This window comes from Aeromonas molluscorum (assembly GCF_051376105.1).
Taxonomy (GTDB): domain Bacteria; phylum Pseudomonadota; class Gammaproteobacteria; order Enterobacterales; family Aeromonadaceae; genus Aeromonas; species Aeromonas molluscorum.
The window spans coordinates 1,120,690-1,145,693 of record NZ_JBPQCY010000002.1 but is presented as its reverse complement, the minus strand read 5'-3'; the positions used below and the strand labels follow the sequence as shown (position 1 = coordinate 1,145,693).

General features: G+C 57.0%; 20 protein-coding genes and 2 pseudogenes. 14 read left to right on the top strand and 8 right to left on the bottom strand.

Annotated features, from left to right (window positions below; all coding sequences use genetic code 11):
• Positions 1–136: 136 nt before the first annotated feature.
• The 3 genes from ACSMDR_RS15940 (at position 137) to ACSMDR_RS15930 (ending at position 2,847) form a co-directional block, all read left to right on the top strand.
• Positions 137–1,291, top strand: coding sequence for a Na/Pi cotransporter family protein (locus ACSMDR_RS15940; protein WP_436468868.1), 1,155 nt, complete (start codon positions 137–139; stop codon positions 1,289–1,291).
• A gap of 125 nt (positions 1,292–1,416) precedes the next feature.
• Positions 1,417–1,887, top strand: a complete 471-nt coding sequence (locus ACSMDR_RS15935) for an FKBP-type peptidyl-prolyl cis-trans isomerase (RefSeq protein WP_005908215.1) — start codon at positions 1,417–1,419, stop codon at positions 1,885–1,887.
• Between the two features lie 201 nt (positions 1,888–2,088).
• Positions 2,089–2,847: a DODA-type extradiol aromatic ring-opening family dioxygenase gene (locus ACSMDR_RS15930; RefSeq protein WP_436468867.1), complete on the top strand. Its 759-nt coding sequence runs from the start codon at positions 2,089–2,091 to the stop codon at positions 2,845–2,847.
• A 121-nt stretch (positions 2,848–2,968) separates the two neighbouring features.
• Here ACSMDR_RS15930 and ACSMDR_RS15925 read toward each other — a convergent pair whose 3' ends face one another.
• The gene (locus ACSMDR_RS15925; RefSeq protein WP_436468866.1) at positions 2,969–3,901 is read right to left on the bottom strand and encodes a Gfo/Idh/MocA family protein; all 933 of its coding nucleotides are present in this window, start codon (positions 3,899–3,901) and stop codon (positions 2,969–2,971) included.
• 103 nt (positions 3,902–4,004) lie between these two features.
• On the opposite strand from ACSMDR_RS15925, the gene ACSMDR_RS15920 reads away from it, so the two are divergent.
• Positions 4,005–4,616, top strand: a complete 612-nt coding sequence (locus ACSMDR_RS15920) for a histidine phosphatase family protein (protein ID WP_436468865.1) — start codon at positions 4,005–4,007, stop codon at positions 4,614–4,616.
• Between the two features lie 105 nt (positions 4,617–4,721).
• On the opposite strand, the gene ACSMDR_RS15915 is transcribed toward ACSMDR_RS15920, so the two are convergent.
• Positions 4,722–4,943 carry a hypothetical protein gene (locus tag ACSMDR_RS15915; protein ID WP_436468864.1) on the bottom strand — a complete coding sequence of 74 codons (222 nt, stop codon included), beginning with the start codon at positions 4,941–4,943 and terminating at the stop codon, positions 4,722–4,724.
• Between the two features lie 328 nt (positions 4,944–5,271).
• Between ACSMDR_RS15915 and ACSMDR_RS15910 the strand changes: the two genes are divergently transcribed.
• The 5 genes and pseudogenes from ACSMDR_RS15910 to ACSMDR_RS15890 all read left to right on the top strand — a co-directional run bounded on the left by ACSMDR_RS15910 (position 5,272) and on the right by ACSMDR_RS15890 (position 9,541).
• On the top strand, positions 5,272–5,862 hold the full coding sequence (locus ACSMDR_RS15910; protein ID WP_436468863.1) for a dTMP kinase: 591 nt from the start codon (positions 5,272–5,274) through the stop codon (positions 5,860–5,862).
• A gap of 455 nt (positions 5,863–6,317) precedes the next feature.
• Entirely contained in the window at positions 6,318–7,268 is a 951-nt protein-coding gene (locus ACSMDR_RS15905; RefSeq protein ID WP_436468862.1) for an IS30-like element ISAeca1 family transposase, read from the top strand.
• 332 nt (positions 7,269–7,600) lie between these two features.
• Positions 7,601–7,867, top strand: a pseudogene (locus ACSMDR_RS15900) (IS30 family transposase); the annotation flags it as partial.
• Between the two features lie 442 nt (positions 7,868–8,309).
• Positions 8,310–8,732 (top strand): hypothetical protein, encoded by a 423-nt coding sequence (locus ACSMDR_RS15895; protein ID WP_436468861.1) that lies wholly within the window; start codon positions 8,310–8,312, stop codon positions 8,730–8,732.
• Positions 8,729–9,541, top strand: a complete 813-nt coding sequence (locus ACSMDR_RS15890) for a phosphoribosyltransferase (RefSeq protein WP_436468860.1) — start codon at positions 8,729–8,731, stop codon at positions 9,539–9,541. Before ACSMDR_RS15895 ends, ACSMDR_RS15890 begins: the two co-directional genes overlap by 4 nt.
• A 90-nt stretch (positions 9,542–9,631) precedes the next feature.
• Here the strand turns inward: ACSMDR_RS15890 and ACSMDR_RS15885 are convergent.
• From ACSMDR_RS15885 to ACSMDR_RS15870, 4 genes and pseudogenes are all read right to left on the bottom strand, one after another.
• Positions 9,632–11,922, bottom strand: a pseudogene (locus ACSMDR_RS15885) (YgiQ family radical SAM protein).
• A gap of 111 nt (positions 11,923–12,033) precedes the next feature.
• Positions 12,034–12,411 (bottom strand): hypothetical protein, encoded by a 378-nt coding sequence (locus ACSMDR_RS15880; RefSeq protein WP_436468859.1) that lies wholly within the window; start codon positions 12,409–12,411, stop codon positions 12,034–12,036.
• 86 nt (positions 12,412–12,497) lie between these two features.
• Positions 12,498–15,593, bottom strand: coding sequence for an efflux RND transporter permease subunit (locus tag ACSMDR_RS15875; protein ID WP_436468858.1), 3,096 nt, complete (start codon positions 15,591–15,593; stop codon positions 12,498–12,500).
• Complete coding sequence (locus ACSMDR_RS15870; protein ID WP_436468857.1) at positions 15,593–16,642, bottom strand: efflux RND transporter periplasmic adaptor subunit; 1,050 nt, start codon at positions 16,640–16,642, stop codon at positions 15,593–15,595. The genes ACSMDR_RS15875 and ACSMDR_RS15870 overlap by 1 nt, the downstream gene beginning before the upstream one ends.
• Before the next feature lie 189 nt (positions 16,643–16,831).
• Between ACSMDR_RS15870 and rssA the strand changes: the two genes are divergently transcribed.
• A complete protein-coding gene (gene rssA / locus ACSMDR_RS15865) occupies positions 16,832–17,734 on the top strand; it encodes a patatin-like phospholipase RssA (protein ID WP_436468856.1) in 903 nt (300 codons plus the stop codon).
• Between the two features lie 241 nt (positions 17,735–17,975).
• Here rssA and ACSMDR_RS15860 read toward each other — a convergent pair whose 3' ends face one another.
• Positions 17,976–18,242 carry a helix-turn-helix domain-containing protein gene (locus tag ACSMDR_RS15860; RefSeq protein ID WP_005904289.1) on the bottom strand — a complete coding sequence of 89 codons (267 nt, stop codon included), beginning with the start codon at positions 18,240–18,242 and terminating at the stop codon, positions 17,976–17,978.
• Positions 18,243–18,498: 256 nt separating this feature from the next.
• Between ACSMDR_RS15860 and ACSMDR_RS15855 the strand changes: the two genes are divergently transcribed.
• The 4 genes from ACSMDR_RS15855 to ACSMDR_RS15840 all read left to right on the top strand — a co-directional run bounded on the left by ACSMDR_RS15855 (position 18,499) and on the right by ACSMDR_RS15840 (position 23,195).
• A complete protein-coding gene (locus ACSMDR_RS15855) occupies positions 18,499–19,095 on the top strand; it encodes a hypothetical protein (protein ID WP_005904287.1) in 597 nt (198 codons plus the stop codon).
• Positions 19,096–19,388: 293 nt separating this feature from the next.
• A complete protein-coding gene (ompA, locus tag ACSMDR_RS15850; RefSeq protein ID WP_005904285.1) occupies positions 19,389–20,417 on the top strand; it encodes a porin OmpA in 1,029 nt (342 codons plus the stop codon).
• A 394-nt stretch (positions 20,418–20,811) separates the two neighbouring features.
• Entirely contained in the window at positions 20,812–21,840 is a 1,029-nt protein-coding gene (gene ompA / locus ACSMDR_RS15845) for a porin OmpA (protein ID WP_005904283.1), read from the top strand.
• Between the two features lie 269 nt (positions 21,841–22,109).
• Positions 22,110–23,195, top strand: coding sequence for an OmpA family protein (locus tag ACSMDR_RS15840; RefSeq protein WP_436468855.1), 1,086 nt, complete (start codon positions 22,110–22,112; stop codon positions 23,193–23,195).
• A 72-nt stretch (positions 23,196–23,267) separates the two neighbouring features.
• On the opposite strand, the gene ACSMDR_RS15835 is transcribed toward ACSMDR_RS15840, so the two are convergent.
• Entirely contained in the window at positions 23,268–24,962 is a 1,695-nt protein-coding gene (locus ACSMDR_RS15835; protein ID WP_436468854.1) for an NAD-dependent malic enzyme, read from the bottom strand.
• Positions 24,963–25,004: the final 42 nt, after the last annotated feature.

The window sequence follows — 25,004 nt, the reverse complement described above, 5'->3', positions numbered from 1 at the left end:
TGGGCGCCCCGAGGCGCGCCAACTGTCATCAAAACATCATCAAAACGTCACTTTGTCATAAAAGTGTCATCGAGCCTTGTTGTAATGCGCCGGTCAAATTCATCAGCAGACGGCCAGCGCCGTCCCAAGAGGCTTTATGCACAACCCTGACTCCTTGCCGCAGCAGCACAACACCTCCCATCGTGCGCTGTTCCACTGGATAACTGTGATAGCGCTGGTCTACCTGATCCTGGTGGCGGTGGGCGCCGTCTCTCACGGCTTCAAGTTGTTCTCCGGTGGCGCCGAGGGTGCGGCCGAAATCTTTGCGTTTGCCAACAACCCCTTCGTCGCCCTGCTGCTCGGCATCCTGGCCACGGCCCTGGTGCAGTCGTCCAGTACCGTGACCTCCGTCATCGTCGGCCTGGTCGCAGGCGGCCTGCCGCTGGCCATGGCCATTCCCATGGTGATGGGCGCCAACCTCGGCACCACCATCACCAACACCATCGTCTCCATGGGTCATATCCGCGACAGAACCGAGTTTCGCCGCGCCTTTGCCGCCGCCACTGTCCATGACTTCTTCAATTTGATGGCCGTCTTCATCTTCCTGCCCCTGGAGCTTGCCTTCGGCCTCTTGCAGCACAGCGCCGAGTTCCTGGCCCATCTGCTGGTCGGCTCGACCGACATGTCGATGAAAGGCATGGACTTCATGAAGCCGCTGACAGCGCCAGCCATGCAGCTCATCGATGCCGCCGTCGCCTTCTTGCCCGGCAAAGGCCCTGCCCTGGCCACCATCGCCATCGGTATCCTGCTGATCCTGGGGTCGGTCACCTACCTTGGCAAGGTGCTGCAAAAAGTGCTGGTTGGTCGCGCCAAGGCGCTGTTGCACAAGGCGCTGGGTCGTGGCCCCCTCACCGGTATCGCCTCGGGCACCCTGGTGACCATCATGGTGCAATCCTCCTCCACCACCACCAGCCTGATGATCCCTCTGGCCGGCGGCGGCGTCTTCACCACCCGCCAGCTCTACCCCTTCACCCTGGGCGCCAACATAGGGACCACCATCACGGCCCTGCTGGCAGCCACCGCCATCGGCGGCAGCGGCGCCGAACTGGCGCTGACCATCGCCCTGGTGCATGTGCTGTTCAACGTCTTCGCCGTGGTGCTCATCTATGGGCTACCCTTCCTGCGCGACCTGCCCATCCTGGCCGCCGAGTGGCTGGCGCGGGTCGGCAGCGAGAACAAGTTGCTGGCACTGGGCTATGTGGGAGGCCTCTTCTTCGCCCTGCCTGCGCTGATGATGGCGCTGGCAAAATGACCCGCCCCCGGGCTTAACTGAATGGATTGATTCGGCAAGGAAGGGCGCCATTGGCGCCCTTTTGCTACCCCCGTTCGACTCACTGGGATAAGATATTCATCTCATTGTCTTGCAAGGATTTAGTGATGAAAATTGTGTTAATCGCCGTCCTGATCGCCCTGGCGGCGTACTACTTCTACTCCAGTAACAACAACAAGAAACTGGCCGAGGAGAATATCCGCGCCGGCGATCTCTTCCTCGCCGAGAACAAGGCCAAGCCGGGCATAGTGACCACAGAGTCCGGCCTGCAATATCAGGTACTGGCCGAAGGCGAAGGTGGCATGCACCCCAGCGCCAGCAGCAAGGTCAAGGTGCACTACGAGGGCAAACTGCTCGATGGCACCATCTTCGACAGCTCCATCGCCCGTGGCGAGCCCATCGAGTTTGGCCTCAATCAGGTGATCCCCGGTTGGACCGAAGGGGTGCAGCTGATGACGGTCGGCGAGAAGGCTCGCTTCTTCATCCCGTCCAGGTTGGGCTACGGCAACCGCGCCACCGGCAAGATCCTGCCCGGCTCCCTGCTTATCTTCGAAGTGGAGCTGCTCGCCATCGACTAGCAACACCATGAACGCACCGTAAAAAGGGAGGCACTGCCTCCCTTTTTGTTTAGCCTTCCCGTCTGTCCCCCAGCCATCTGCCTGCCCGATTATCAACCCTGAGTGAAGAGTGATTACACACCTAGCCTAATTGTTCACCACAAAAAGGGGGCGGATAATGACTTCATCGCCTGCCAAGGCCCCCTCTGATGGAGCACTAAGATGTCCCCTGTCTGGTTTATCTCCCACGGCGCACCGGATCTGGTACTGCGCGACCAGCCTGCCACCCGGTTCATGAAGGATCTCAGCCTGGGGCCGCTCAAAGGGCTGGTCGTCATCTCGGCCCACTGGTTCAGCCGCGAGCTGGAAGTCAACGTGGCGCACAACCCGGCGCTCATGTATGACTTCCATGGCTTCCCCGATGCCCTCTACCGCGTGCGCTGGCCCGCCAGCAGCCCGGCATGGCTGCAACAGGCAGTGCAGGAGACCTTGCAGCAAGGGGGGCTGGCCGCCAAACCGACCCAGCGTGAGCTGGACCACGGCGTCTGGTCACCGCTCTCCCTGCTCGATGCCAGAAGCGAGATCCCCCTGGTGCAGATCTCCATCCCGGCGGGCATGGACACGCGCGCATTGTGGCAACTGGGCCAGGCGCTGGCACCGCTGCGCCAACAAGGCATTGGCATACTGGCCTCCGGCGCCATCACCCACAATCTGAGGGCGCTCGGCCCCGATGGCTCCCCGCCCCCCGTCTGGGCCAAGGCGTTCGTTCACTGGCTGGAGGAGAAGATGGACAGTCAGGACAAGGCGGCCCTGCTCGACTATCGCGACCAGGCTCCGGGGGCGGTGCAATCCCACCCCCATGACGATCACCTGAGGCCGCTGTTCGTGGCCCTCGGCGCGGCAGGGGCAGACAAATCGGTCCGGCTGCATGATAGCTGGGACTATGGCAGCCTCTATATGGGCAGTTATCGCTTCGGTTAAGCCCACGTCATCCCACGATAAAATCGCCCCATAAAAAAGCAGAGGAGCCATGGATCCTCTGCTTTTATTGCGCTGGTTGTGCGCATCAGCGCCTGATATTGACCGGCAGGCGGGGATCCCGTTAGCGAGACGGCTCGCCCGCCAGCAGTTGCTCCGCCTCTGTCACCAGCTGCTCGGTCAACTGATGACTGCGCAGATAGCTGTCGATCAGGGACTGGTCGGCCCGGCCCCCTGCAATTTGTTCATACCAGTGATCCAGCATGGCGGCGAAGCCACGGCGCGCCAGCACCGGTTGCCAGTCATTGGCGGCCAGGGTCTGTACCACCTGATCCCGGGCTTGGGTGCCTTGGGTGCAGTTCTCTATCTGGAGTGACAGGTTGTCGCCATAGAGGCTGATGCGCTCCTCGCCGACCCCGGCGCTGCGGTTCATGCTGCCACTGACCGCCACCTGCCCGCTTTGCCAGGCGACGCTCACCCCGGCCAGCATGGCCGGGTCCTGCGCGCTGGCTCTAAATACCCGGTGCAGGGCGCCACTTGGCAGGCCGCCATAGTGGCAGAGGCTGTCGAGCACATGGATAAAATCATCGAACAGGAACTGGCGGGGCAGCCCGGGCAGGGCGTGGCGGTGCTTTTGCCAATGCAGCTCGGTCACCGGCTGTGCCCGCCCAGCCGACAGCGCAGGCAGGTAGCGGCGATTGAAGCCCACAAACAGCGGGCAATCTTGCTGCAACGCAAGCTGGCACAAGGCCTCTACCTCAGCGGCACTGTCGCACAGCGGCTTGTCGACGAAGGTGGGAATGCCCGCCAGCAGACTTCGTCTGGCCAGATCCCCGTGCACCGCCGTGGCGGCATGGATCATCACCCCGTCGGGGCGGCTCTCCAGCAGCGCATCCACGTCGGTAAAACACTCGGCCACCCGATACTGGCGGGCCAGCTTGTCGAGCACAGATGGACTCCGGGTGCAGAGCAGCGGCGTCACCCGCTCATCGCTGGCCAGCAGTGGCAAATAGGCCTTCTGGGCGATATCACCCAACCCAATCATGGCAATACGCATGATGTTATCTCTCCCTCAAGACTGCGCCCAGCTTACCCCATCCTCTTGTGAGTTATGAAGCGATGGGCTAGCGTGGACTCCCTTTTTCCAAGCCCCGACCAAGATGACGCCGACTCTCTATCTGCTGCGCCACGGCCAGACCCGCTTCAATGCCCAGCAACGACTGCAGGGCCACTGCAACTCCCCCCTCACCCCATTGGGGGAACAGCAAGCCCGCGCCATGGGCGCCGCCCTTCGCCAGCAGCTGGACGACCCCGCATCCTGGACCCTCTATGCCAGCCCCCTGGGACGGGCCATGCAGACCGCCCGCCTCGTCTGCGACGAACTGGGCATGAGCCATGACAGGATCCGGGTCGATGAGCGGCTCAAGGAGCTGGGCCTGGGGGAGTGGGAAGAGCGTCGCCTCGACGAGATCCGCCCCCTCTGTTTTGCCCTGCAAACTGGCGAGCCGGACTGGTACCTGCAAGCGCCAGATGGCGAGGGGCTAGCCAGCCTGCAAGCGCGCTGCCACGACTGGCTCCATGATGCAAGTCTGGGCTCCCGGCGCATCGCCGTCGCCCATGGTTTGTCCGGCATCATGCTGCGCGGCCTCTATGCGGGATTGAGTCACGAGGCGCTCTGGCAACAGGAGCTGCCGCAAGATGCCTTGTTCCGCCTGCAAGGGGGAGAGATCACCCGCATCCCCTGTCAGGCGGCGCTACTGCCCCAGATTTAACGACACAAGCGGCGCGGCTTTAACGAAACAAGCGGTACTGCTGTGACGAAACAAGCCGCGCAAGCGTCAACATGACAGCGGGCCAAGAGGCCCGCTGTCAGGATGTCAGTTTTTGGACTTGCCCCGCTCATCGACCAGTCTGCCCAGACGGGCGCCCAGTTCAGAGCAGAGCATGGCGCAGGCGATGGCAGCGACCATCTGGATAACGTCAAACCCCTCCCTCTTCTCAAACAGCGACGGGGCCAGCAAATTGAAGGCGATGATCCCCATCAGCAGCCCGGTGCCACTGCCTATCTTCTCAAGCTTGGATTTGACTCTGACCGTCATCTGACTACTCCTGTGCAGGGGACAAACGCCCGCCTTGATGTTGATCGGGGATGGTCATCATGCCCTCCCCCTATCAATGAAACCTGGCCGCACAAGATAGCAAAGCCGCCCCCGCCTGACTGCTTTTATCGCCTCTGCCGCCAGGCTTTGATGACAGAGTTCAAAAAACGAGAATTCTCTGATAGTTGCCTCACTTTTGCTGCTCGCTTGGGAGGCTTCGTTTGGCTTACCATAGCCATCCAGAACCTGTTGAACTGCGATGGGTTGCTGCCCTCGCTGGTCAATGAAGCATATTGGAAGCTGTAATCCACGGGCGGTAGCGTGAGATTTGGTAGCTTTACGCCTCATACAAAAAGGTGGGTGTCCCAAAGGGATTTCCTTTTCCTCCTTTTTTGGTAAGCTATCTCCATGGAAAATATGGGAACCTAGAACAAGTTCATCCGAAATTTTCATTTTGTATGCATTAGACAGATTTGAATCTAGAGATAAAATAATTAATTTGTTGGATGCAGGCCATATTGTAATATGTGATAGATATTCTTTTTCTAATATTGCTCATCAAAGTGCAAGGGCTCCCCAAAATGAAAAAAAATCTATGGCAGAATGGGTCAGTAAAGTAGAGCATGAAATACTTGGTCTTCCTACTGCTGACTTAATTCTGTTTCTAGACTCGACAACGGAGTGGTCACAGGAGCTTGTTTCAAAAAAAGACAAGCGTATCTATACAGATAAAACTCATGACATACAAGAATCATCTAATGAGCATCTGAGTGAAGCGCTGATACAATTTAGGGCGCTTGCAGAAAAAGAAGATTGGACAGTTATTCCTTGCTTGAATAGTAGCAATGCTATGCGTTCTATATCAGACATTCATCAGGAAATTTTCAAATATGTCACAGATTTTATTAAACATCGATAAATATATTTCTGGTGATTCGCATAGACTTTTTATAAATTTAAGTCTTGGTTGTTCATCTCAGTGCAGCTATTGTTATTTGCCGATAGAGGGTTTACCATTATCCTCTCACAGCCTTGGTTTGAATTTAATAAAAGCTGAATCCCTATTGGAACTACTAGAGAATGATTCTCGCTTTATCTCTGGCCCTAACGGGACAATAATCTCTATAGGCTGCTTCTCTGAATGCTGGGACGCGACCATAAAATCAGAAACAATTATTTTAATACAAGAGCTGCTTAAGTATTCAAATCCTATTCAATTTGCAACTAAGCGCCGAATAGATGAAAACGATGTAAAAAAAATAACGGAGCCGTGAATTCAGATAATAAGTGCAATGCCCATGGTGCATAGGAGAGAGGCGGTCAACTACCAGTTAGGGTACGCTTCTTCTCGCCAAAGAAACAAAGCGATACACCATGAAATACCAGCAGTTGACCGAGGGGCTACGATACCAGATTGCCTGCCTCCGTGACCATGGCCTGTCACAGGCCCGCATTGCCAAACAGCTCGGGGTTCATCCATCGACTATCAGTCGTGAGCTTCGTCGTAATTGTGCTGGGCAGGCCTATCAGCCGCAGCAGGCTCACCAACTTGCCACGGCACGACGGCTGACGAGTCAGAAGCGTACTGTCCCGTCTGATACCATCGACTTTGTTTGCATGGCGCTGGTCGCGGACTGGAGTCCCGAGCAAATCAGTGGCGTTGGAGACATGATTAACTGCCCGGTTAGCCACGAGTGGATATACCGCTATGTGGCACGCGACAAGGCCAACGGTGGCACGCTATACCGGCATCTGCGTCAGGGTCACAAACGCTATCGCAAGGGTAAGAACAGCAAACGCAGTGTCATTCCCAATCCGGTATCGATTGATGAACGCCCTGCGATAGTCAATGAGCGGAGCCGTGTGGGAGATTGGGAAGTCGATACCGTGTTGGGTAAGCAAGGCAGCGGTGCAATAGTGAGTCTGTTGGAGCGTAAGAGCCGGCTCTACCTGGTTCAATACGTTCCCAGCAAAACAGCCAGCGCGGTGGCGGACACCATTATCAGCATGCTGAAACCCTACCAGGCACATGTCCATACCATCACAGCTGACAATGGTAGCGAGTTTGTCGAACATGAACGTGTTGCAGCAGAGCTGGAAGCGCAGGTGTACTTTGCGCATCCATACAGTGCATGGGAACGGGGACAGAATGAGAATAGCAATGGTCTGCTGCGGCAATATGTGCCCAAAGGCAGTGATTTGAGTGTGGTGACAGCAGAGGCACTGTCAGCCGTCGAAAAGCGGCTGAACTTCAGGCCGCGCAAATGGGGATTTAAACAGCCACAGGTGGTTTTTGACGAACTTCTGAAGCAGCCTGATTTTTAATCGGGAATTGCACTTCGAAGTTGAATTCGCGGCATCCTAAATGGAATAGGCAGGTTGTTGCATACATTAGCAGTGCTACAATCACCTATTGGCGAGACTATGAGAAGGGAACTACACCACCAGACTTTAGATTTCAGCGGTGCAATACAAGACATTGAAAAATACACCAGCATTGAGTGTTGATGTTGTTGAGGTGATAAGAAGACCAAAATCAATTGCACGCACCTGCTCATAGTTGAGCATAACTCTGATTCCCATTACAAAACAGCCAGCGCGGTGTACACCATTATCAGCATGGTGAAAAAAAACCAGGCACATGTCCATACCAAAACACAGCTGACAATGGTAGCGAGTTTGTCGAACATGAACGTGTTGCAGCAGAGCTGGAAGCGCAGGTGTACTTTGCGCATCCATACAGTGCATGGGAACGGGGACAGAATGAGAATAGCAATGGTCTGCTGCGGCAATATGTGCCCAAAGGCAGTGATTTGAGTGTGGTGACAGCAGAGGCACTGTCAGCCGTCGAAAAGCGGCTGAACTTCAGGCCGCGCAAATGCTTGGGATTTAAACAGCCACAGGTGGTTTTTGAATATTTTTAATCGGGAATTGCACTTCGAAGTTGAATTCGCGGCATCCTAAATGGAATAGGCAGGTTGTTGCATACATTAGCAGTGCTACAATCACCTATTGGCGAGACTATGAGAAGGGAACTACACCACCAGACTTTAGATTTCAATCTTTCAAGAATTGTAAATCAAATGGTATGAATGCCTGCCTCTATATAAAACCAGTACTTCAGGGAATTACAATACAAGACATTGAAAAATACACCAGCATTGTCATTGCGGAGAATGTTGATGTTGTTGTAGGTGATATATTTATTGAAGACCAAAATCAATTGCACGCAACTCCATCCCCCATATCAGACCTGCTCATAGTTGAGCATAACTCTGATTGTCATTACATTAAGAATAGCCTTAGCAAGGTCTGTAACGTGTATACCAACAGTACCAACCACCTTCTTGCATCGATAGGTTAAATATGAAAAAAAACATTGTAGAGAAAATAGTCTCATATGTCGAAAACACATCAGACATCAGTATCTCTGAATTCCTTAAAAAGGATAATGATAACTTTGAATTAACAATATTCTGCCTTGGCATTGTCAATTCAAAAAAAGATATAATTCTATACAAAGATGGTAAAAAAATAATATTTTATTCAGCTCAAGATATAATTATGGAGGCTGCGATAGATGGTGAGAAATATTTATGTCAAGGTACATCAGTAAAACCATTATACGAGTTATTAATCGCAATACGTATACATGAAGTAGAGTCGTATGAGATATTTAATTACCCTCCTGATATGCGTGAACAAAGATTAAAATCCATTTATAGCTACTATGGCATTAGCGGACAAAATATAGACAAGCTAACTCAATTGTGGATGAATACTAAATGAATCCAAACAATATTTGGGGGGATATTAGTTTTAACGACATAATTTTATGGCTTCTTTCTCTTTCAACATTAATATTTATACTTGATAGCTTGGGGTTATTACCAAGATTTATTGCTAGATATCTAGCAAAAAACCGTATGGATTCAACATTAAAAGCTCTAGATGAAATAGGAGCTCATATATCTTGGTATAAAGAGAAAACCCCATTCAAGAATTTTCAAATCAGGGTATGTGAATGCTTAAACGGGGAGCCTGAATATGTTGTTAGATTACAGGGTTTACTTGAAGAGCATACAATATCATCAGGAGTAAATATTGGAGAAACAAGAAGTTTCTCAACAAATGCTTTCTATGATGTTATTGGGAGCACAACATGCCCTGATGTTGCAATAGAATATGCGAAAATTCTTAATACATTCATGTCTGAACATGAAATTAATAGATTTGATATAACACCAAAAGATGGCGCTCCGCTGTTGGGGTATGAGCTTGCAAAAATGAGAAAAACACCATTTATATTGGGTGTTTGTAAAAAGGGAATGGTTGTTAACAACGATTATAAGAGCCATTTCGAATTAGACTATCCATTAACGTTAAATATCAAAGACAAGCGAATACTTCTAGTCGACGATAGCACAACAGGTGGAAGAAAAATGCTTTCTCTCGCGGAGAGACTTCGTCAAGAAGGCGCCATCATTGAAAATGCCATTATATTATTTGAACCTCAGGGAAAAGGTGCCAGAGAGGCATTAAAGAAACTGAAGATAGAACTACATGCCATAGTTAAGGGCCCAAAGGGTAAAATATAATGCCCCATCAAATAATGAAACTCCAAACTAAATAAAAAGGCGACCATCTGGTCGCCTTTTTACTATCTATCGCTTTCCAATCAGAAAATATCACCGTGCCGGTCGCTTGGCGCCGTTGCCTTTTGCGGCAGGCTTTGGGCTGCCGGTTTGCCAGCGGGTTTCCCACCTGCGCCTGCCGCGGGCTTGCCGTTGCCAGCGCCTTTCTGCGACAGGGAACCAGCCGGTTTGCCATTGCCCGCCTTGTTGCCAGCCCCATTGCCCCGCTGATGAACGTCTCTTTGTTGAGCAATAGGGCTGTGGCGGGTCAGGGCCGGTTTCAGGCCCTTGTTGAGACTGCGCTCGGCCTTGACCTCGCCGCGTCCTTCCGGCGGCACCAGGCAGCTCGGGCCGTTGCCGATCAGATGGCCCTTGCCCATCTCCAGCAGGGCCTCGCGGATCATGGGCCAGCCGGCCGGATCGTGATAGCGCAGCAGCGCCTTGTGCAGGCGACGACGACGCTCGCCCTTGACCACGAACACGTCCTCACTCTGGCGGCTGATCTTGCCGAGGGGGTTTTTCTCCGTGTAATACATGGTGGTGGCGTTGGCGAGCGGCGACGGATAGAAGTTCTGCACCTGATCGAGCTTGAAGCGGTTCTCCTTGATCCAGAGTGCCATGTTCACCATGTCTTCATCCGTGGTGCCCGGGTGGGCCGAGATGAAGTAGGGGATCAGGTACTGCTCTTTACCCGCCTCTTTCGAGTACTTGTCGAACAGCTCCTTGAACTGGTAGTAGCTGCCCATGCCCGGCTTCATCATCTTGGAGAGCGGCCCCTCCTCGGTGTGCTCGGGGGCAATCTTCAGGTAGCCACCGACGTGGTGCTTGGCCAGCTCGCGGATGTAGCGCGGATCTTCCACGGCGATGTCGTAACGCACCCCTGAGGCGATCAGTATTTTCTTGATCCCCTTGATGTCGCGCGCCTTGCGGTAGAGATCGATGGTCGGGGTGTGGTCGGTGTCCATGTGCGGGCAGATGGTCGGCCAGACGCAGGAGGCGCGGCGGCAGGTCTGCTCGGCCTTAGGACTCTTGCAACGCAACTTGTACATGTTGGCGGTGGGGCCGCCCAAATCCGAGATGACGCCGGTAAAGCCCGGCACCTTGTCGCGGATCTCTTCGATTTCTTTCAAGATCGACTCTTCCGAGCGGCTCTGGATGATGCGCCCCTCGTGCTCGGTGATGGAGCAGAAGGAGCAGCCGCCGAAGCAGCCGCGCATGATGTTGACCGAGGTCTTGATCATCTCGTAGGCCGGGATCTTCTCTTTGCCATAGGCCGGGTGCGGCACCCGCTGATAAGGCAGGCCGAACACGCCGTCCATCTCGTCAGTTTCGAGCGGGAAGGCGGGCGGGTTGACCCAGATGATGCGATCGCCATGGGACTGGGCGAGCGCCCGGGCGCAGCCGGGGTTGGTCTCGTGGTGCAGAATGCGCGACGCATGGGCGTAGAGCACCTTGTCTTCCTTTACCCGCTCGAAGGCCGGCAGCTTGACGTAGGTCTTCTCCCAGGGCTTTTGTTTAGCGGGCTGCACCAGGATGGGCTTGGCCTCCTGCTCCATAGGAGCCGTGCCCTCGTCATCGCTGCAGGGCGCCCCTTCCATATAGGGGTTCATGATGGGATCGATGCGGCCGATACGGTCCAGCTTGCTGGAATCCACCCCGCGCCACTCCGGCAGCGGCTCCTTGCGGATCACGGCGGTGCCGCGAATGTCCTGCATGGTGGCGATGGTCTCCCCCGCCGCCAGACGGTGGGCCACTTCGATAAGCGGCCGCTCGGCGTTGCCGTAGATGAGGATGTCGGCCTTGGCATCGAGCAAAATGGAGCGGCGTATGGTCTCGGACCAGTAGTCGTAGTGGGCGATGCGGCGCAGGGACGCTTCGATGCCGCCGATGACCACGGGGACCTCCTTGAAGGCCTCCTTGCAGCGCTGGGTATAGACCAGAGTTGCCCGATCCGGCCGCTTGCCACCTATGTCCCCCGGGGTGTAAGCGTCATCGTGGCGCAGCTTCTTGTCGGCGGTGTAGCGGTTGATCATCGAATCCATGTTGCCCGCCGTCACCCCGAAGAAGATGTTGGGCTTGCCCAGGCGCATGAAGTCTTCTTTGGATGACCAGTCCGGCTGGGCGATGATGCCAACCCGAAAACCCTGGGATTCGAGCATGCGGCCGATGACCGCCATGCCGAAGCTGGGGTGATCCACATAGGCATCCCCCGTGACCAGGATGATGTCGCAACTGTCCCAGCCGAGTTGGTCCATCTCCGCCCGGGACATGGGCAGGAAGGGGGCGGTGCCGTAGCACTCTGCCCAGTAACGGGGATAGGAAAACAAGTTGGTAACCGGCTGCATTTTGAACACCTGGAACAATTCGGGTCGCGCATTATACCGGCAGAGCCCACCGGGGGCGATGGCTTTTTATCCCTGTTAAGGCAAGGGATAAGGCCATCGCGGAGGATGGCCTTAGAGGGGACGCAAGGCAGGGGCGCGTCGGCGCCAGAATCGGTGCTGATGGCGCAGCCAGAGCTGATGACCCCCCAGCAGTACCCAGAACAGGGCGGGCAGCAGGAACAGGGGGTGGGTCGCCTCGCGCAGCATCAGCAACCCCAGCAGGATCATGACGAAGGGGCGGCTCTCGTAGAGCCAGAGCGGCCACGCCTGCTTGCGCTTGCCATCATTGCGTGGCTGGCTGAGCTGATACCAGACCAGGCCGCCGACGAGATAGACGGACAGACCCGCCAGCAGCAACCTCGCCTGTTCACTCACTCCCATGAGCAGGAGTCCACAACCCAGGCAGAGCAAGGGCGCTGCCTCACGACGTGACAACTTCAAGATGAGCATCTCCGGTAGACCATGACTTCAATGTAGTCAATGGCGGCCTGGCCTGCGTCATCGGGTCACCAGATCGCTCCATATGGTGGGGCCCGTCATACTCGGGGCGCGGTGCCGATGGCCTCATCAACCTGCTGGCTGCGCTGACCCGTCATCCCGGCCCGCCTGGCAAGCAAGTGATAACAGGCGGGGATCAGCAGCAAGGTCACCAGGGTCGCCAGACTCAGGCCAAAGAAGACCACAGTCCCCACCGTCATCCGGCTCTCATAACCCGCCCCCATGGAGAGCATCAGTGGCACGGCCCCTATCACGGCGGTAAGCGAGGTCATCAAGATAGGCCGCAAGCGGCGCACGGCACCGGCAATGATGGCCGCCTCGAAGGTTTCACCCCGCTGGCGCAGCTGGTTGATGAACTCCACGATCAGGATGCCGTTCTTGGTCACCATGCCAATGAGCATGATCAGACCGATCTGGCTGTAGATGTTCATCTCCTGCCCCGTCAGCCAGAGGCCGAGCAGGCCGCCGAAGATGCCGAGCGGCACCGTCATCATCACCACGGCCGGGGTGATCAGGCTCTCGAACTGGGCCACCAGCACCAGATAGACCACCAGCAGCGCCAACCCGAACACCAGGGCCATCTCCCCCTGGTTATCGCGATAATCCTTCGAGTCACCGGCGTAATCCACCGTCATGCCAGCCGGTAGATGTTCATTGGCCCAGCCATCGAGCAGGTCCAGGGCTTCGCCCAGGGTGTGGCCCGGGGCCAGATCCGCAGTCAGGGTTATCGCCTTCTGGCGCTGGTAGTGATTGAGCCGGTTTGGACTGGCCACCTGCTTGAAGCTGGCCAGGGTTGAGAGACTCACCATCTCACCGGTGGCGGCTTTGAGATAGATGCGGCTGAGATCCGAGGCGCCATTGAGCTTGGTCTGATCGGCGCGCAGATAGACGTCATACTCCTCGCCCCTGTCCACATAGGTGGTCTTGGTGCTGCCGCCGAGCAGGGTTTGCAGGCTGTTGGCCACCGTCGACACCGGGATCCCCAGCTCGCTGGCCCGGTCACGGTCTATGGTCACCTGCAGCTCAGGGGTCTTCTCGGCGTAATCGAGATCCGGGTTGGTCATCAGGCCGCTCTGCTGGGCCAGCGCCTTGAGCTGATTGCCGACTTGGTTGATCTCGCCATAGTCGCCCCCTTGCAACACAAACTGTACCGGGGCGGTCGAGCCGCGTCTGAAACCGGGCTGGAAGGGTCTGATGGTCACATCCGGGATATCGGAGAGCAGGGTCGCCAACTCCTTGGTGAAGGCGGTGGCATTTTGCTCCCGCTTGGCCCAATCGGTGAGCTGGATGATGGTCATGCCGGTCTGGTCGCCCCCTCGCCCGAAGGCCGGGGTGCTGAAGCTCATGGCCTGTACGACCCCTTTGCCGAGCAAAGGCATGATGGCGGCCTCGACCTGCTGCATGTTGCGTTTCATCCGCTCTATGCTGGTGCCCTCGGCCCCCTTTACGAACACATAGACGACGCCTCTGTCCTCGGTCGGCGTCAGGTTGGCAGGCAGCAGCTTGATGAGGCCGACACTGCCGACCAGACAGAGCAGCAATACCAGCAGGGCCCAGCCAGATCGGGGCAGCAGCCAGCCGAGCAGGCGGCGATAGTGCTTCTCGACCCGGCCCAGCACGCGATCCAGGGCCGCGGTCAGCGGGTTGGTGGTCGCCTTGGCCCGCATCAGCCAGGATCCCATGGCCGGCGTCAACGTCAGGGCGACCAGAGAGGAGCAGATCACCGCCAGTGACAGCAGGATGGCAAATTCGGTAAAGAGCCTGCCTACCATGCCATCCATGAAGGCGATGGGTACAAACACCATCACCAGCACGGCCGTGGTGGCGATGACGGCAAAGCCCACCTCGCGGGTGCCGTGCCAGGCCGCCAGTAACGGAGGCTCGCCACGTTGCAGGTGATGGTGAATGTTCTCCACCACCACGATGGCGTCATCCACCACCAGGCCGATGGCGAGGATCAGTGCCAACAGGGTGATGAGGTTGATGGAAAAACCGAGATACCAGGCGCCGATAAAGGCCGAGATCAGCGATACGGGTACCGTGATGGCGGGAATAAGGGTGGTGCGCCCCTGCCCCAGGAAGAGATAGAGCACGGCCACCACCAGCAGGGCGCTGATGGCGAGGGTGTAGTAGACCTCTTCGATGGACTGTTTGATAAAGATGGTGGCGTCGTAATCGACCTCCAGGCTGGCCCCTTCCGGCAAGAAACGCTGCATGGCAGTCATCTTCTGCTCTATCCCCTGCGCCACCGCCAGGGGGTTGGCGGTAGACTGGGGAATGATACCTATCCCCAGGCTCTCCTTGCCATTGCGCTGGTAGGCGCTGTCTTCGTTCTTGGCCCCCACGTCCACGTCGGCAATATCGGCCAGATAGACCGGCTGGCCATTGGCGGCCGTGGTGATCTGCAGGCGGCGAAAATCCGCGGCTGTGTTGTAGAGCCGCTCTATCTGCACCGCCACCGTCATGCTGTTGTTGCGGATCTCGCCGCCGGGCAGCTCTATATTCTCCCGGATCAGCGCATCCTCGACGTCATTGACGCTGATGCCGCGGGCGGCCATGTCCACCGGGCGCAGCCGCACATACATGACCCGCTCCAGATCCCCCGACAGCATCACCTCGCTCACCCCGTCCACCAGGCTCAGAGGATCCACCAAGACCCGGTTGGCATAATCCGTCATGGCGGTTCTGTCCATCTGGCTGCTGCTGAAATTGAGCCAGATGGCGACATCGCCATTGCCGCTGTCCTTGGTGATAAGGGGGTCATCCACATCATCGGGCAGCTGGGTACGCGCACGGGAGATGGCATCGCGCACATCCGACACCCCCTCAACCATGTTCCAGCCCAGCTTGAACTCCACCGTGACGCTGGAACGCCCCTTGCGGGTCGAGGAGTTGATGTTCTCTATGCCGCTGATGCCCGAGAGTTGATCCTCGATGGGCTTGGTGACCTGGCTCTCCATCACCTCGGGGGCCGCCCCCTCATACATAGTGGTGATGGAGACGGAAGGCGTCTGCACATCCGGCATCTCGCGCACCGTCAACTTGGCGAACGCCACCAGGCCAAACACGGTGAGCAGGGCACTGATCACCACCGCCACCAACGGGCGGCGCACTGACATATCCGAGAGCCACATCAGCCGTTCACCTTCGCCAGATCCTTGACCAGCAAGCCATCCCGCAGGTTGACCAAGCCCTCCACCACGATGCGATCGCCAGCCTTGAGCCCCTCAGTCACCCAGACTTGCTCCCCGTGGGTTTCACCCAGGGTCACGGGCAGGCGCTTGACCCGTCCATCGGCCTCGAGGCGATAGACGAAGCGCTGTTCACCGAGATATTCCACCGATTGGGCCGGGATCAACGTCATCTGCTGGGCAGGCAGCGCCAATTCGACGCTGAGCAGCATGCCGGGACGCAGTTGGCCGGATGTGTTGGGGAAAATGACCCTGGCCTTGATGTTCTGGCTACTGTCGGAGACCCGGCTATCGACCGTCTCCAGGGCGCCGTGAAACGTTTGATCCGGCCAGGCTGAGCTGGTGCCACTCACCGTCATACCGGGTCGCAGCAAGGAGAGATAACGTTCGGGTACGGCCAAATCCAGGCGCAGCCTGGCAAGTTCGTCCAGATGCAGCAGGTTGTCGCCATTACTGACCAGCGCCCCTTCGCTCAGGTCAATCAGGCTGACGGTGCCATTGAATGGCGCACGCAGCTCACGCAGACTCAGCTCATAGCGAGCCGCCGCCAGCCGGGCCTGGGCCATGGCGACGGTGGCCTCCTGGCCTTCGAGCTCGGAGCTGGTCACGGCACCACGGGCCACCAGACGTTTCATGTCGCGCAGCTTGCGCTCCTCGTCACGTACACTCGCCCCCTGCTCGGCCAGTTCGGCCTGCTGCTTGCCAATGTCGAGCTGGATCAACAGGTCTCCGGCCTTCACCTGCTGGCCAGAATGGACCGCGATGCGAACGATGCGCCCCGTCACTTCCGGGCTCACCATCACGGCGCGATTGGCGACCAGCTTGCCGACCAGCTTGAGCATGGGCTCGGTCAGGGTCTGACTGACGGTCTGGGTTCGAATATTGATCGGGTGAGCCGCGCCCTTGGCAGCGGGCGCGCCAGAGCGGTAATACCAGCCCCCGATAATCAGCAGAGTGAGCGCCGTGAGCAACAACAAGCTACGCATTTTCATTGATGGATCCAGCAAACAAGGGTATGAATTTCACAATAGAGGGCCATTCTAGCCCCAGTTCTTGCCGTGACTATGTATAAGTGTGACAAAAGGTTACAGGTGAAGTACAAGCTTTAACCGCCTGGACCCCGGATACACAGCGTGCTCGGTCATTCATGCGGCAATTCACCATCATCAAGGAGCAAAACAGTGGCACGAAGACCCAGATTGGGGCTCGCCCTTGGTAGCGGCGCCGCAAAAGGCTGGTCGCACATCGGTATCATACGCGGCCTGGAGCGGCTCGGGGTCAAACCTGATCTGGTGGCCGGTTGTTCCATTGGCAGCTTCGTCGGGGCGGCCTATGCGGCGGGCTCCCTCGATAACCTGGAGGAGTGGGTGCGCGGCTTTACCCGGTTGCAGGTGGTCAGCATGCTGGATCCCGCGCTCTCTGGCGGTCTGTTTCGCGGCGAGAAGGTGTTTGGCATCGCCGGCGGCCACTTGGGGGAGCCCAGCATCGAAGAGCTGCCCATGCCATTTTCCTGCGTCGCCACCGAGCTCGATACCGGCCGCGAGATCTGGCTCAAAGAGGGCCCCTTGCGCCAGTGTGTGCGCGCCTCCTGTGGCATGCCGGGCCTGCTGACCCCAACGCTGCTCAACGAGCAGTGGCTGATCGATGGCGCCGTGGTCAATCCCGTCCCCATCTCGTTGGCCCGCGCCATGGGCGCCGAGGTGGTGATCGCCGTCAACCTCAATACCGATATGCATCAGCCCTGGGATCAGGAACCGGATGAGGTGATCGAGCCCCAGAGCGGCTTGTTCGGTCAGTGGTTCAACCGGGGGGGCAACGGCAGCCCGACCCCGCCCGGCATGTGGAATGTGATGAGCAGCACCCTCAACATCATGCAGGAGCGGATCACCCGGGCCCGCATGGCGGGGGATCCACCGGAGATCCAGCTCTGCCCCCGCCTTGGCAACCTCTCCATCATGGATTTTCACCGGGCAGGAGAGGCCATTGATGAAGGCGAGGCTTGCGTCGAGCGCAACGCCCATCAGCTCAAAGAGGAGCTGACCCGGCTCGGGCTGCTGCCTGCCACGCCAGACCCCTCCCCCTAAGCCAGGATGCCCCCGAAAAAAGAGCGCCACCAGGCGCTCTTTTGGCACGCCCTCTCTGTCTGGAAGAGCCCCAGCCCCTTGAGCATGACGCGCTGGCGCGGCCGAGGTGTGTCGCTGGATGAAAAGAGCCGCTGAATCAGCTTATGCATTGTGCTCATCGCGATGGATGGGACCTGATGGGGGAGTGACGGGCAAAAAAATGCCGCCCTTGGGCGGCATTTTCATGGGAGCAATCTCAGGCTTAGCCTTTGACGAGATCGTCCGGACCAATCTGACCAATCTCGGCGACCTTCTTGTCGGCGAGCAGCCAGAGAGTGAACTTGTGCAGTTCCGGGTGATGAGCCAGGGCAACCAGGAAGGCGCCACCGACTTCACGGTAACCGAGTTCGTAGTTTTTCAGGGTGGTGGGGGGAACACCCAGCAGATCAGCAAACTTGGGACGGCTCAGGCCGACGGCTTCGCGGATCTGGCGGATCTTCTTGCCAACAGTGTCAATGTTTGAATTCATAATGGTTCCATACTCCGTATGGCGGATTGACTCCGCCTTATTTTTCGCGACGACTCGTAGTCAAGTGTATCAGTTTTGAACGGACTCGTTATGGTCGAGCCTCTATCTTATAAACGCCTTTTGGCGACAACCCTTAAAAACCTCGGGGATGTTAATCGCTCAATCGCTCGAGGTAAACAGTCTCGAAGAGAAACCTTTATGAAGGCCTGTTGGATCCTCCGTATAATCGACTGACTATCTATAACGAGTAATAAAAATGGCGTTTCCTGGAATAATATCCCGTCTACATCCGAGTCCCGCCCCGCAGGATCTGGCCCTGCAACTGCAACAAGGCCAGCATTATCGGGCGGAAGCCTTCTTATTACCTGCGTCCATGATGGGGCTGGCCAGCGAGATCTCATCGGCCCTGCCTGAGCGCATCAGCCTCTACCTGAACCAGGAGCAAGCCGGATTAACGCTACGTGGCCATGACGGCGCCTTGCACGCGGACGGCACTCTTAAACTGCATAATGGTCAGCACATTGAACTGGCCAAAGCGCCCGGACAAGGCAAGCTGGTCCCCGAATCTGGCCTGCGGGAGATGGGTCTCTGGCTGGAGGCGGGCCACAATCACTTCATCTGTCCTGCCGCGCTGCAACCCGTCGCGCGCGCCATCCTCAATATCTGGCCTCTCGACCCTTATCTGGCAAAACATTTTTTACTCAGCTTCACTCCGCTGCTCGAGTCGGCTACCGAACAAGATTTACTCGCCGTGCTGACAGCACGCCTGGACAGCGCCATCCCGCAACCAGACTGGGTTGAGGCCTATATGAAGCTTGAAAAGCGGTTGCATAGGACTTACTTAGACCACTGAACAACGAAGCTGAACCCCAGCTTGCGTGAGCGACACAATTTGGCTTATGCCTCTTTTGTGAGCTTGATCATGGTTTGAAATGGGAATACAGTGCGCATCGTCATCGGATTGACACCCTTTTGGGGTGGGTGAAATGTGTGCAAGCACGCCCCCCCTCTTCATGGATGAGAGAGATCCCGGATAACACGGGATCCCTGTCAGACTCCTTGCCATCGTTGGCAGAGCCTGCAGCTTACATAAATCAAAAAGTGCGAAGCACGTGATCAACGTGCCATCTCAACGAGGATATATTTATGATGAAAATGGCCCCTTCCCTGATCGCCATCGCTATGGCCACTCTGGGTGCTACTGCTGCTAACGCCGCTGACGATGTCTACTTCGGTGCCGGTGTTGGTGCTGCTCACTTCAACGGTCTGAACAACATCAACGGTGTTGACGATGGCACCGAAGATGCAGCCGCAGCCAACGCTTTCGTTGGTTACAACTTTACCGAGAACTTCGGTACCGAACTGGGCTACCAGTACGCTGGCCGTGGTAACACCGAAGGCTCCCGTTACGAGAACCAGGGTGCCACCCTGTCTGGTATCGCTCGTCTGCCGGTTGCCAAGGATCTGTCCATCTTCGCTGAAGGCGGCGCCTACTGGGCTCACACCGACGGTCTGGAAACTTCCGACACTCGCGTTTCCCCGCTGGCTGGCCTGGGTCTGACCTACAAGCTGAACGACGCCCTGGATCTGCAGGCTCGTTATCGCTACATGTGGAACGTCTCTGACCTGTCCACTGCTGCTTACAACACCTCTGATGACAACTACAAGTCCAACCAGAGCGTTGCGACTATGGAAGTGGTTTACCACCCGTTCCGTACCTCCTACGTTGAGCCGGTTGCCGCTCCTGTTGTTGAAGAAGTTGTGGCTCCGGTCATCGTTGAGAAGAACTTCACCATGAGCTCCGACGTGCTGTTTGCCTTCGGCAAATCCACTCTGAAGCCTGAAGGTGTTGATGCACTGAACGGTCTGTACCAGCAAATCATCGACGCTCAGCCGAAAGACGGTAGCGCCGTAGTTGTTGGTTACTCCGACCGCATCGGTTCCGACGCTTTCAACCAGAAGCTGTCTGAAGCTCGTGCCCGTACCGTAGCTGACTTCCTGGTCGGTAAAGGCATGGCCGCTGGTAAAGTGTCCATCGAAGGTCAAGGCGAAGCGAACCCGGTCACTGGCAACCAGTGTGACGGTATCAAAGCCAAGGCTCAGCTGATCTCCTGCCTGGCCCCGGATCGTCGTGTTGAAGTCCGTGTTGCTGGCGTGCAAGAAGTTCAGCAGTAATCTCTTCGAGATTCTGACTACAAGGGGATGCATCGCATCCCCTTTCGTTTTTTTGGCCAGCTAGCGACAATCTCTGTCGGAGCCCTACCCCGCTTTTATCTCCCCACCCAGCCCTGCCCCCTCATAACGCTGCATATTCGTTCAGTAACTTGATCAACGTGAGCCAAAAGAATACAGTTATCACGCTTGTAAGGTATTGGATGAATTATTAAAAGTGCCTCTACCGGTTAGTTGTCCACGGAAGCCGTCGCTGCCGTGAGTAGCCAGGAGTCCTTCATATTCATTCATGCTGTCCGTGCTACAACACGGAGATATGCCATCCGGTTTCCCGGGTGCGTTGCATATGACTAAGAGTGCTCGCCAATGATGCGGCAAACTCAACGAGGATATAACGATGAAAATGAAAGTGGCACCGACCCTGATTGCCCTGGCCCTCGCGGCTGCCGGCAGCACCGCAGCCCAGGCTGCTGACAACGACTGGTACACCGGTATCGCCGCCGGTTGGGCCTATACCCACGACCTGGAAGACTTTGGCAAGAACGCCGATGTGGACAAGGACGCAACCGCGCTGAGCCTGTTTGGTGGTTATAACTTCACCGAAAACTTCGGTGCCGAGCTGGGCTACCTCTATGCCGGTAAAGCGGGCATAGATGGCGTCGACTTCAGCAGCAAGGGCGCCACCCTGTCCGGGATCGGCCGCCTGCCCCTGGGCGACATCTTCTCCGTGTTTGCCGAAGGTGGTGCTTATGTCTTCCACGCCAACGGCAACAACCAGAGCGACAACGGCATAGCACCGTTGGCCGGCCTGGGTCTGACCGCCAAACTGTCTGATCTGATCGACGTGCAGGCTCGCTACCGCTACATGTGGGACGTGGGTGACGAGAACAAGACTGGCAACAACATGATCTGGGAAACCGACATGAGCGTGGCCACTCTGGAACTGGTTCTGCACCCGAACCGCACCTCCTATGTTGCTCCGGTCGCCGCGCCAGTGGTTGCTCAGCCCGAGCCGGTCATGGTCGACAAGAACTTCGCCATGAGCTCTGACGTGCTGTTTGCCTTTGGCAAATCCAGCCTCAAGCCGGAAGGGGTTGATGCCCTGAACGGCCTGTATCAGCAGATCGTTGAAGTTCAGCCCAAAGATGGCAGCGCTGTGGTTGTCGGTTACACCGACCGTATCGGCTCCGACGCCTATAACCAGAAGCTGTCAGAAGCCCGTGCCCGTACCGTGGCCGACTTCCTGGTTGGCAAAGGTCTCCCCGCTGGCAAAGTTGCCATCGAAGGGCAAGGCGAAGCCAATCCTGTGACTGGCAATCAGTGTGACGGCATCAAAGCCAAGGCTCAGCTGATCGCCTGCCTGGCACCGGATCGTCGCGTCGAAGTGCGCGTGACTGGCGTACAGGAAGTGCTGCAGCAGCAATAATGACTGTGTGAAGCCCTGCTAGCAGGCTGAATACCGTTTATTAAAAGAGGAGGCCATGGCCTCCTCTTTTATTTACATGAAGTTTTCAATCGAAGCTGTTTCGTCATGTATTATCCTGGAGCACCTTGATGCTCACCATCACTCCGGTCTTGAGATCCTGCTCACAGCCCAGGCACTCTAAGTCTGTGTTCAGCCACGCAAAATCATGGACGGTGGCTATAACTAGATGGTGCGTAACAACTCTTGCACAACAAAAAAGAGGATAAGCAATGAAACCAAGCCTGTTATCAGCACTGATTGCCGTGGCATTCGCATCAGCTGCAAGCCTTCCTGCCCAGGCCAACGACTGGTACGTCGGCGGTGGCGGCGGAGTATCCATTGGCCATGATCTGGATGATCTGGGTAGTGACGTCGACAAGAATGACACCGCCTGGAGCCTGTTCGGTGGCTATAACTTCACCGAGAATTTCGGTGCCGAACTGGGTTACCTCAACACCGGCGACTGGAGCGTCGATGGTGAGCAGTTCAGCAGTCAAGGGGCCACACTGTCGGCCATTGGACGCCTGCCTCTGGGTGACATCTTCTCGCTCTTTGCCGAAGGGGGTGCCTATATCTATCAGGTCGACACCATCAATGGCTCGGACAATGATTATGCCCCTCTGCTGGGGCTGGGCATGGGGGCTCAGCTGACCGACTGGCTCGACCTGCAGGCCCGCTACCGTTATATGTTCCGGGTCGGCGATGACCCCGACAATGGCAAGCTGGGCAGCGGCACTGATCGCTGGGTCACTGACGTCAGCGTCGCGACTCTGGAGCTGGTATTCCATCCGAATCGCCATGCCTATGTGGCGCCGGTCGCTGCGCCCATGGTGGCGGCGGCAGTCGCTCCGGTGATGGTCGACAAGAGCTTCTCCCTGAGCTCGGACGTGCTGTTTGCCTTCAACAAGGCAACGCTCAAGACCGAAGGGAGCAGTGCCCTGGATGATCTCTACCAGCAGATCGTCGAGGTCAATCCCAAAGATGGCCAGATCACCGTCATGGGCTACACGGATCGCATCGGCTCTGATGGTTATAACCAGACGCTGTCGGAAGCCCGGGCCCGTACCGTGGCTGATTACCTGATCGGCAAGGGCTTGCCTGCGGATCGCGTCTCGACTCAGGGCCTGGGCGAAAGCAACCCGGTCAGCGGTAGCCAGTGCGACGGTATCAAAGCCAAGTCGGATCTGATCACCTGCCTGGCACCGGATCGCCGGGTCGAAGTCAAAGTCACCGGCACCCAGACCGAGCAGACGCCAGCGCCGGTCGAGCCGCAGCCCATGACGGAACCCATGGATAGCGAGCCAGCTAAAGCCTGACAACCCCAGCCTCTGTTGTGCAAACAAAGAAGGGATGCCTCGGCATCCCTTCTTTCATTCCAGCCTCTTTCGTTAGAAGGAGGTACGACGATAGCGTCGATACAGAGGGCGCCAGAAGTTAGCCTCTATGGCCTTGTCGATCACCTCGTCCGGTGTCTGCACCGCCTTGCCCTGCAGCATGGCGGTCTTGGCCACCATCTTGGCGATGTAACGGGATACCTCGTGGATATCCGCCAGATCCGGCAGCAAGGAGCCCTCCTCGCCTTTCACCAGGGGAGAGCACTCCGCCAGGGCGCGGCTGGCCGACATCAGCATGGCATCCGTCACACGCTTGGCGCCGGAGGCGATGACCCCAAGGCCGATCCCCGGGAAGATGAAGGAGTTGTTGCACTGGGCGATGACATAGCGCTTGCCCTTGTATTCCACCGGGGCAAAGGGGCTGCCGGTGGCGACCAGCACCTGACCATCGGTCCAGCGAATGAGATCCGCCGGGGTGGCTTCCACCCGGGAGGTCGGGTTGGAGAGCGGGAATATGATGGGGCGAGCACAATGCTTGTGCATGGTCTTGACCACCTCCTCGGTGAACAGACCAGGCTGGCCAGAGACGCCGATCAGGATGTCAGGGCGACCGTGTTCCATCACCTCCAGCAGAGAGATGTTGTCCCCCACCGGCCAGTCGGCGATCCGCTCCAGCGGCTGGGAGAGGCGACGCTGGAAATCGAGCTGGTTCGGGATCTTGTCGGTGATAAGACCGAATCTGTCCACCATGAATACCCGACCTCGGGCCTCACCATCGCTCAAGCCTTCGGCCTTCATCTGCGCCACTATCTGCTCGGCGATACCGCACCCGGCGCTGCCGGCGCCAAGGAAGGCGACCCGCTTCTCGGAAAGCTTGGCCCCCGAGGCCTTGCAGGCGGCGATGAGGCTGCCGAGCGTCACGGCGGCCGTACCCTGGATGTCATCGTTGAAGCAGCACAGCTCGTCCTTGTAGCGGTTGAGCAGTGGCATGGCATTGCTCTGGGCGAAGTCTTCGAACTGCAGCAGTATGTCAGGCCAGCGGCGTTTGACCGCCTGGATGAAGGCATCGACGAATTCGTAGTACTCCTCCCCCGAGATGCGCGGATGACGCCAGCCCATATAAAAGGGATCATTGAGCAGCTGCTGGTTGTTGGTGCCCACATCCAGCACCACCGGCAGGGTATAAGCCGGAGAGATACCGCCACAGGCGGTGTAGAGCGACAGCTTGCCGATGGGAATGCCCATGCCGCCTATGCCCTGATCGCCCAGGCCCAGGATCCGCTCACCGTCGGTCACCACTATGACCTTGACGTTCTGCTTGGTGGCGTTTTGCAGCATGTCATCGATCCTGTCCTTGTCGGAGTAGGAGATGAAGAGGCCACGGGCACGGCGATAGATGTTGGAGAACTCTTCACATGCCTTGCCCACGGTCGGGGTATAGATGATCGGCATGATCTCGGTCAGGTGATCCCGGATGAGGCGGTAGAACAAGGTCTCATTGGTATCCTGAATGTTGCGCAGATAGATATGCTTGTCCATATCATTGCCAAAGGCCATGAATTGGCGATAGGCACGTTCCGCCTGCTCTTCGATGGTTTCAATGTTCTGGGGCAGCAGACCTTCCAGGTTGAAGTTGCTGCGCTCCTCGCTGGTGAAGGCACTGCCCTTGTTGAGCAGCGGCGTCTCCAGCAAGGCGGGACCGGCGTAGGGGATGTAGAGAGGACGTTTCTGATTATTATCTTCAAACATGGTTGGGTACCTTGACGATGTGGCCCCTGGATCCTATGGGCT

Bases quoted from the DNA above. Each gene is read 5' to 3' on its own strand.
- ACSMDR_RS15895 (WP_436468861.1), top strand. From the start codon at position 8,310: ATGAAAAAAAACATTGTAGAGAAAATAGTCTCATATGTCGAAAACACA.
- ACSMDR_RS15920 (WP_436468865.1), top strand. From the start codon at position 4,005: ATGACGCCGACTCTCTATCTGCTGCGCCACGGCCAGACCCGCTTCAAT.
- ompA (WP_005904285.1), top strand. From the start codon at position 19,389: ATGATGAAAATGGCCCCTTCCCTGATCGCCATCGCTATGGCCACTCTG.
- ACSMDR_RS15840 (WP_436468855.1), top strand. From the start codon at position 22,110: ATGAAACCAAGCCTGTTATCAGCACTGATTGCCGTGGCATTCGCATCA.
- ACSMDR_RS15835 (WP_436468854.1), bottom strand. From the start codon at position 24,962: ATGTTTGAAGATAATAATCAGAAACGTCCTCTCTACATCCCCTACGCC.
- ACSMDR_RS15935 (WP_005908215.1), top strand. From the start codon at position 1,417: ATGAAAATTGTGTTAATCGCCGTCCTGATCGCCCTGGCGGCGTACTAC.
- ACSMDR_RS15875 (WP_436468858.1), bottom strand. From the start codon at position 15,593: ATGTGGCTCTCGGATATGTCAGTGCGCCGCCCGTTGGTGGCGGTGGTG.
- ACSMDR_RS15890 (WP_436468860.1), top strand. From the start codon at position 8,729: ATGAATCCAAACAATATTTGGGGGGATATTAGTTTTAACGACATAATT.
- ACSMDR_RS15855 (WP_005904287.1), top strand. From the start codon at position 18,499: ATGGCGTTTCCTGGAATAATATCCCGTCTACATCCGAGTCCCGCCCCG.
- ACSMDR_RS15930 (WP_436468867.1), top strand. From the start codon at position 2,089: ATGTCCCCTGTCTGGTTTATCTCCCACGGCGCACCGGATCTGGTACTG.
- ompA (WP_005904283.1), top strand. From the start codon at position 20,812: ATGAAAATGAAAGTGGCACCGACCCTGATTGCCCTGGCCCTCGCGGCT.
- ACSMDR_RS15915 (WP_436468864.1), bottom strand. From the start codon at position 4,943: ATGACGGTCAGAGTCAAATCCAAGCTTGAGAAGATAGGCAGTGGCACC.
- ACSMDR_RS15905 (WP_436468862.1), top strand. From the start codon at position 6,318: ATGAAATACCAGCAGTTGACCGAGGGGCTACGATACCAGATTGCCTGC.
- ACSMDR_RS15870 (WP_436468857.1), bottom strand. From the start codon at position 16,642: ATGAAAATGCGTAGCTTGTTGTTGCTCACGGCGCTCACTCTGCTGATT.
- ACSMDR_RS15860 (WP_005904289.1), bottom strand. From the start codon at position 18,242: ATGAATTCAAACATTGACACTGTTGGCAAGAAGATCCGCCAGATCCGC.
- ACSMDR_RS15940 (WP_436468868.1), top strand. From the start codon at position 137: ATGCACAACCCTGACTCCTTGCCGCAGCAGCACAACACCTCCCATCGT.
- ACSMDR_RS15880 (WP_436468859.1), bottom strand. From the start codon at position 12,411: ATGCTCATCTTGAAGTTGTCACGTCGTGAGGCAGCGCCCTTGCTCTGC.
- ACSMDR_RS15925 (WP_436468866.1), bottom strand. From the start codon at position 3,901: ATGCGTATTGCCATGATTGGGTTGGGTGATATCGCCCAGAAGGCCTAT.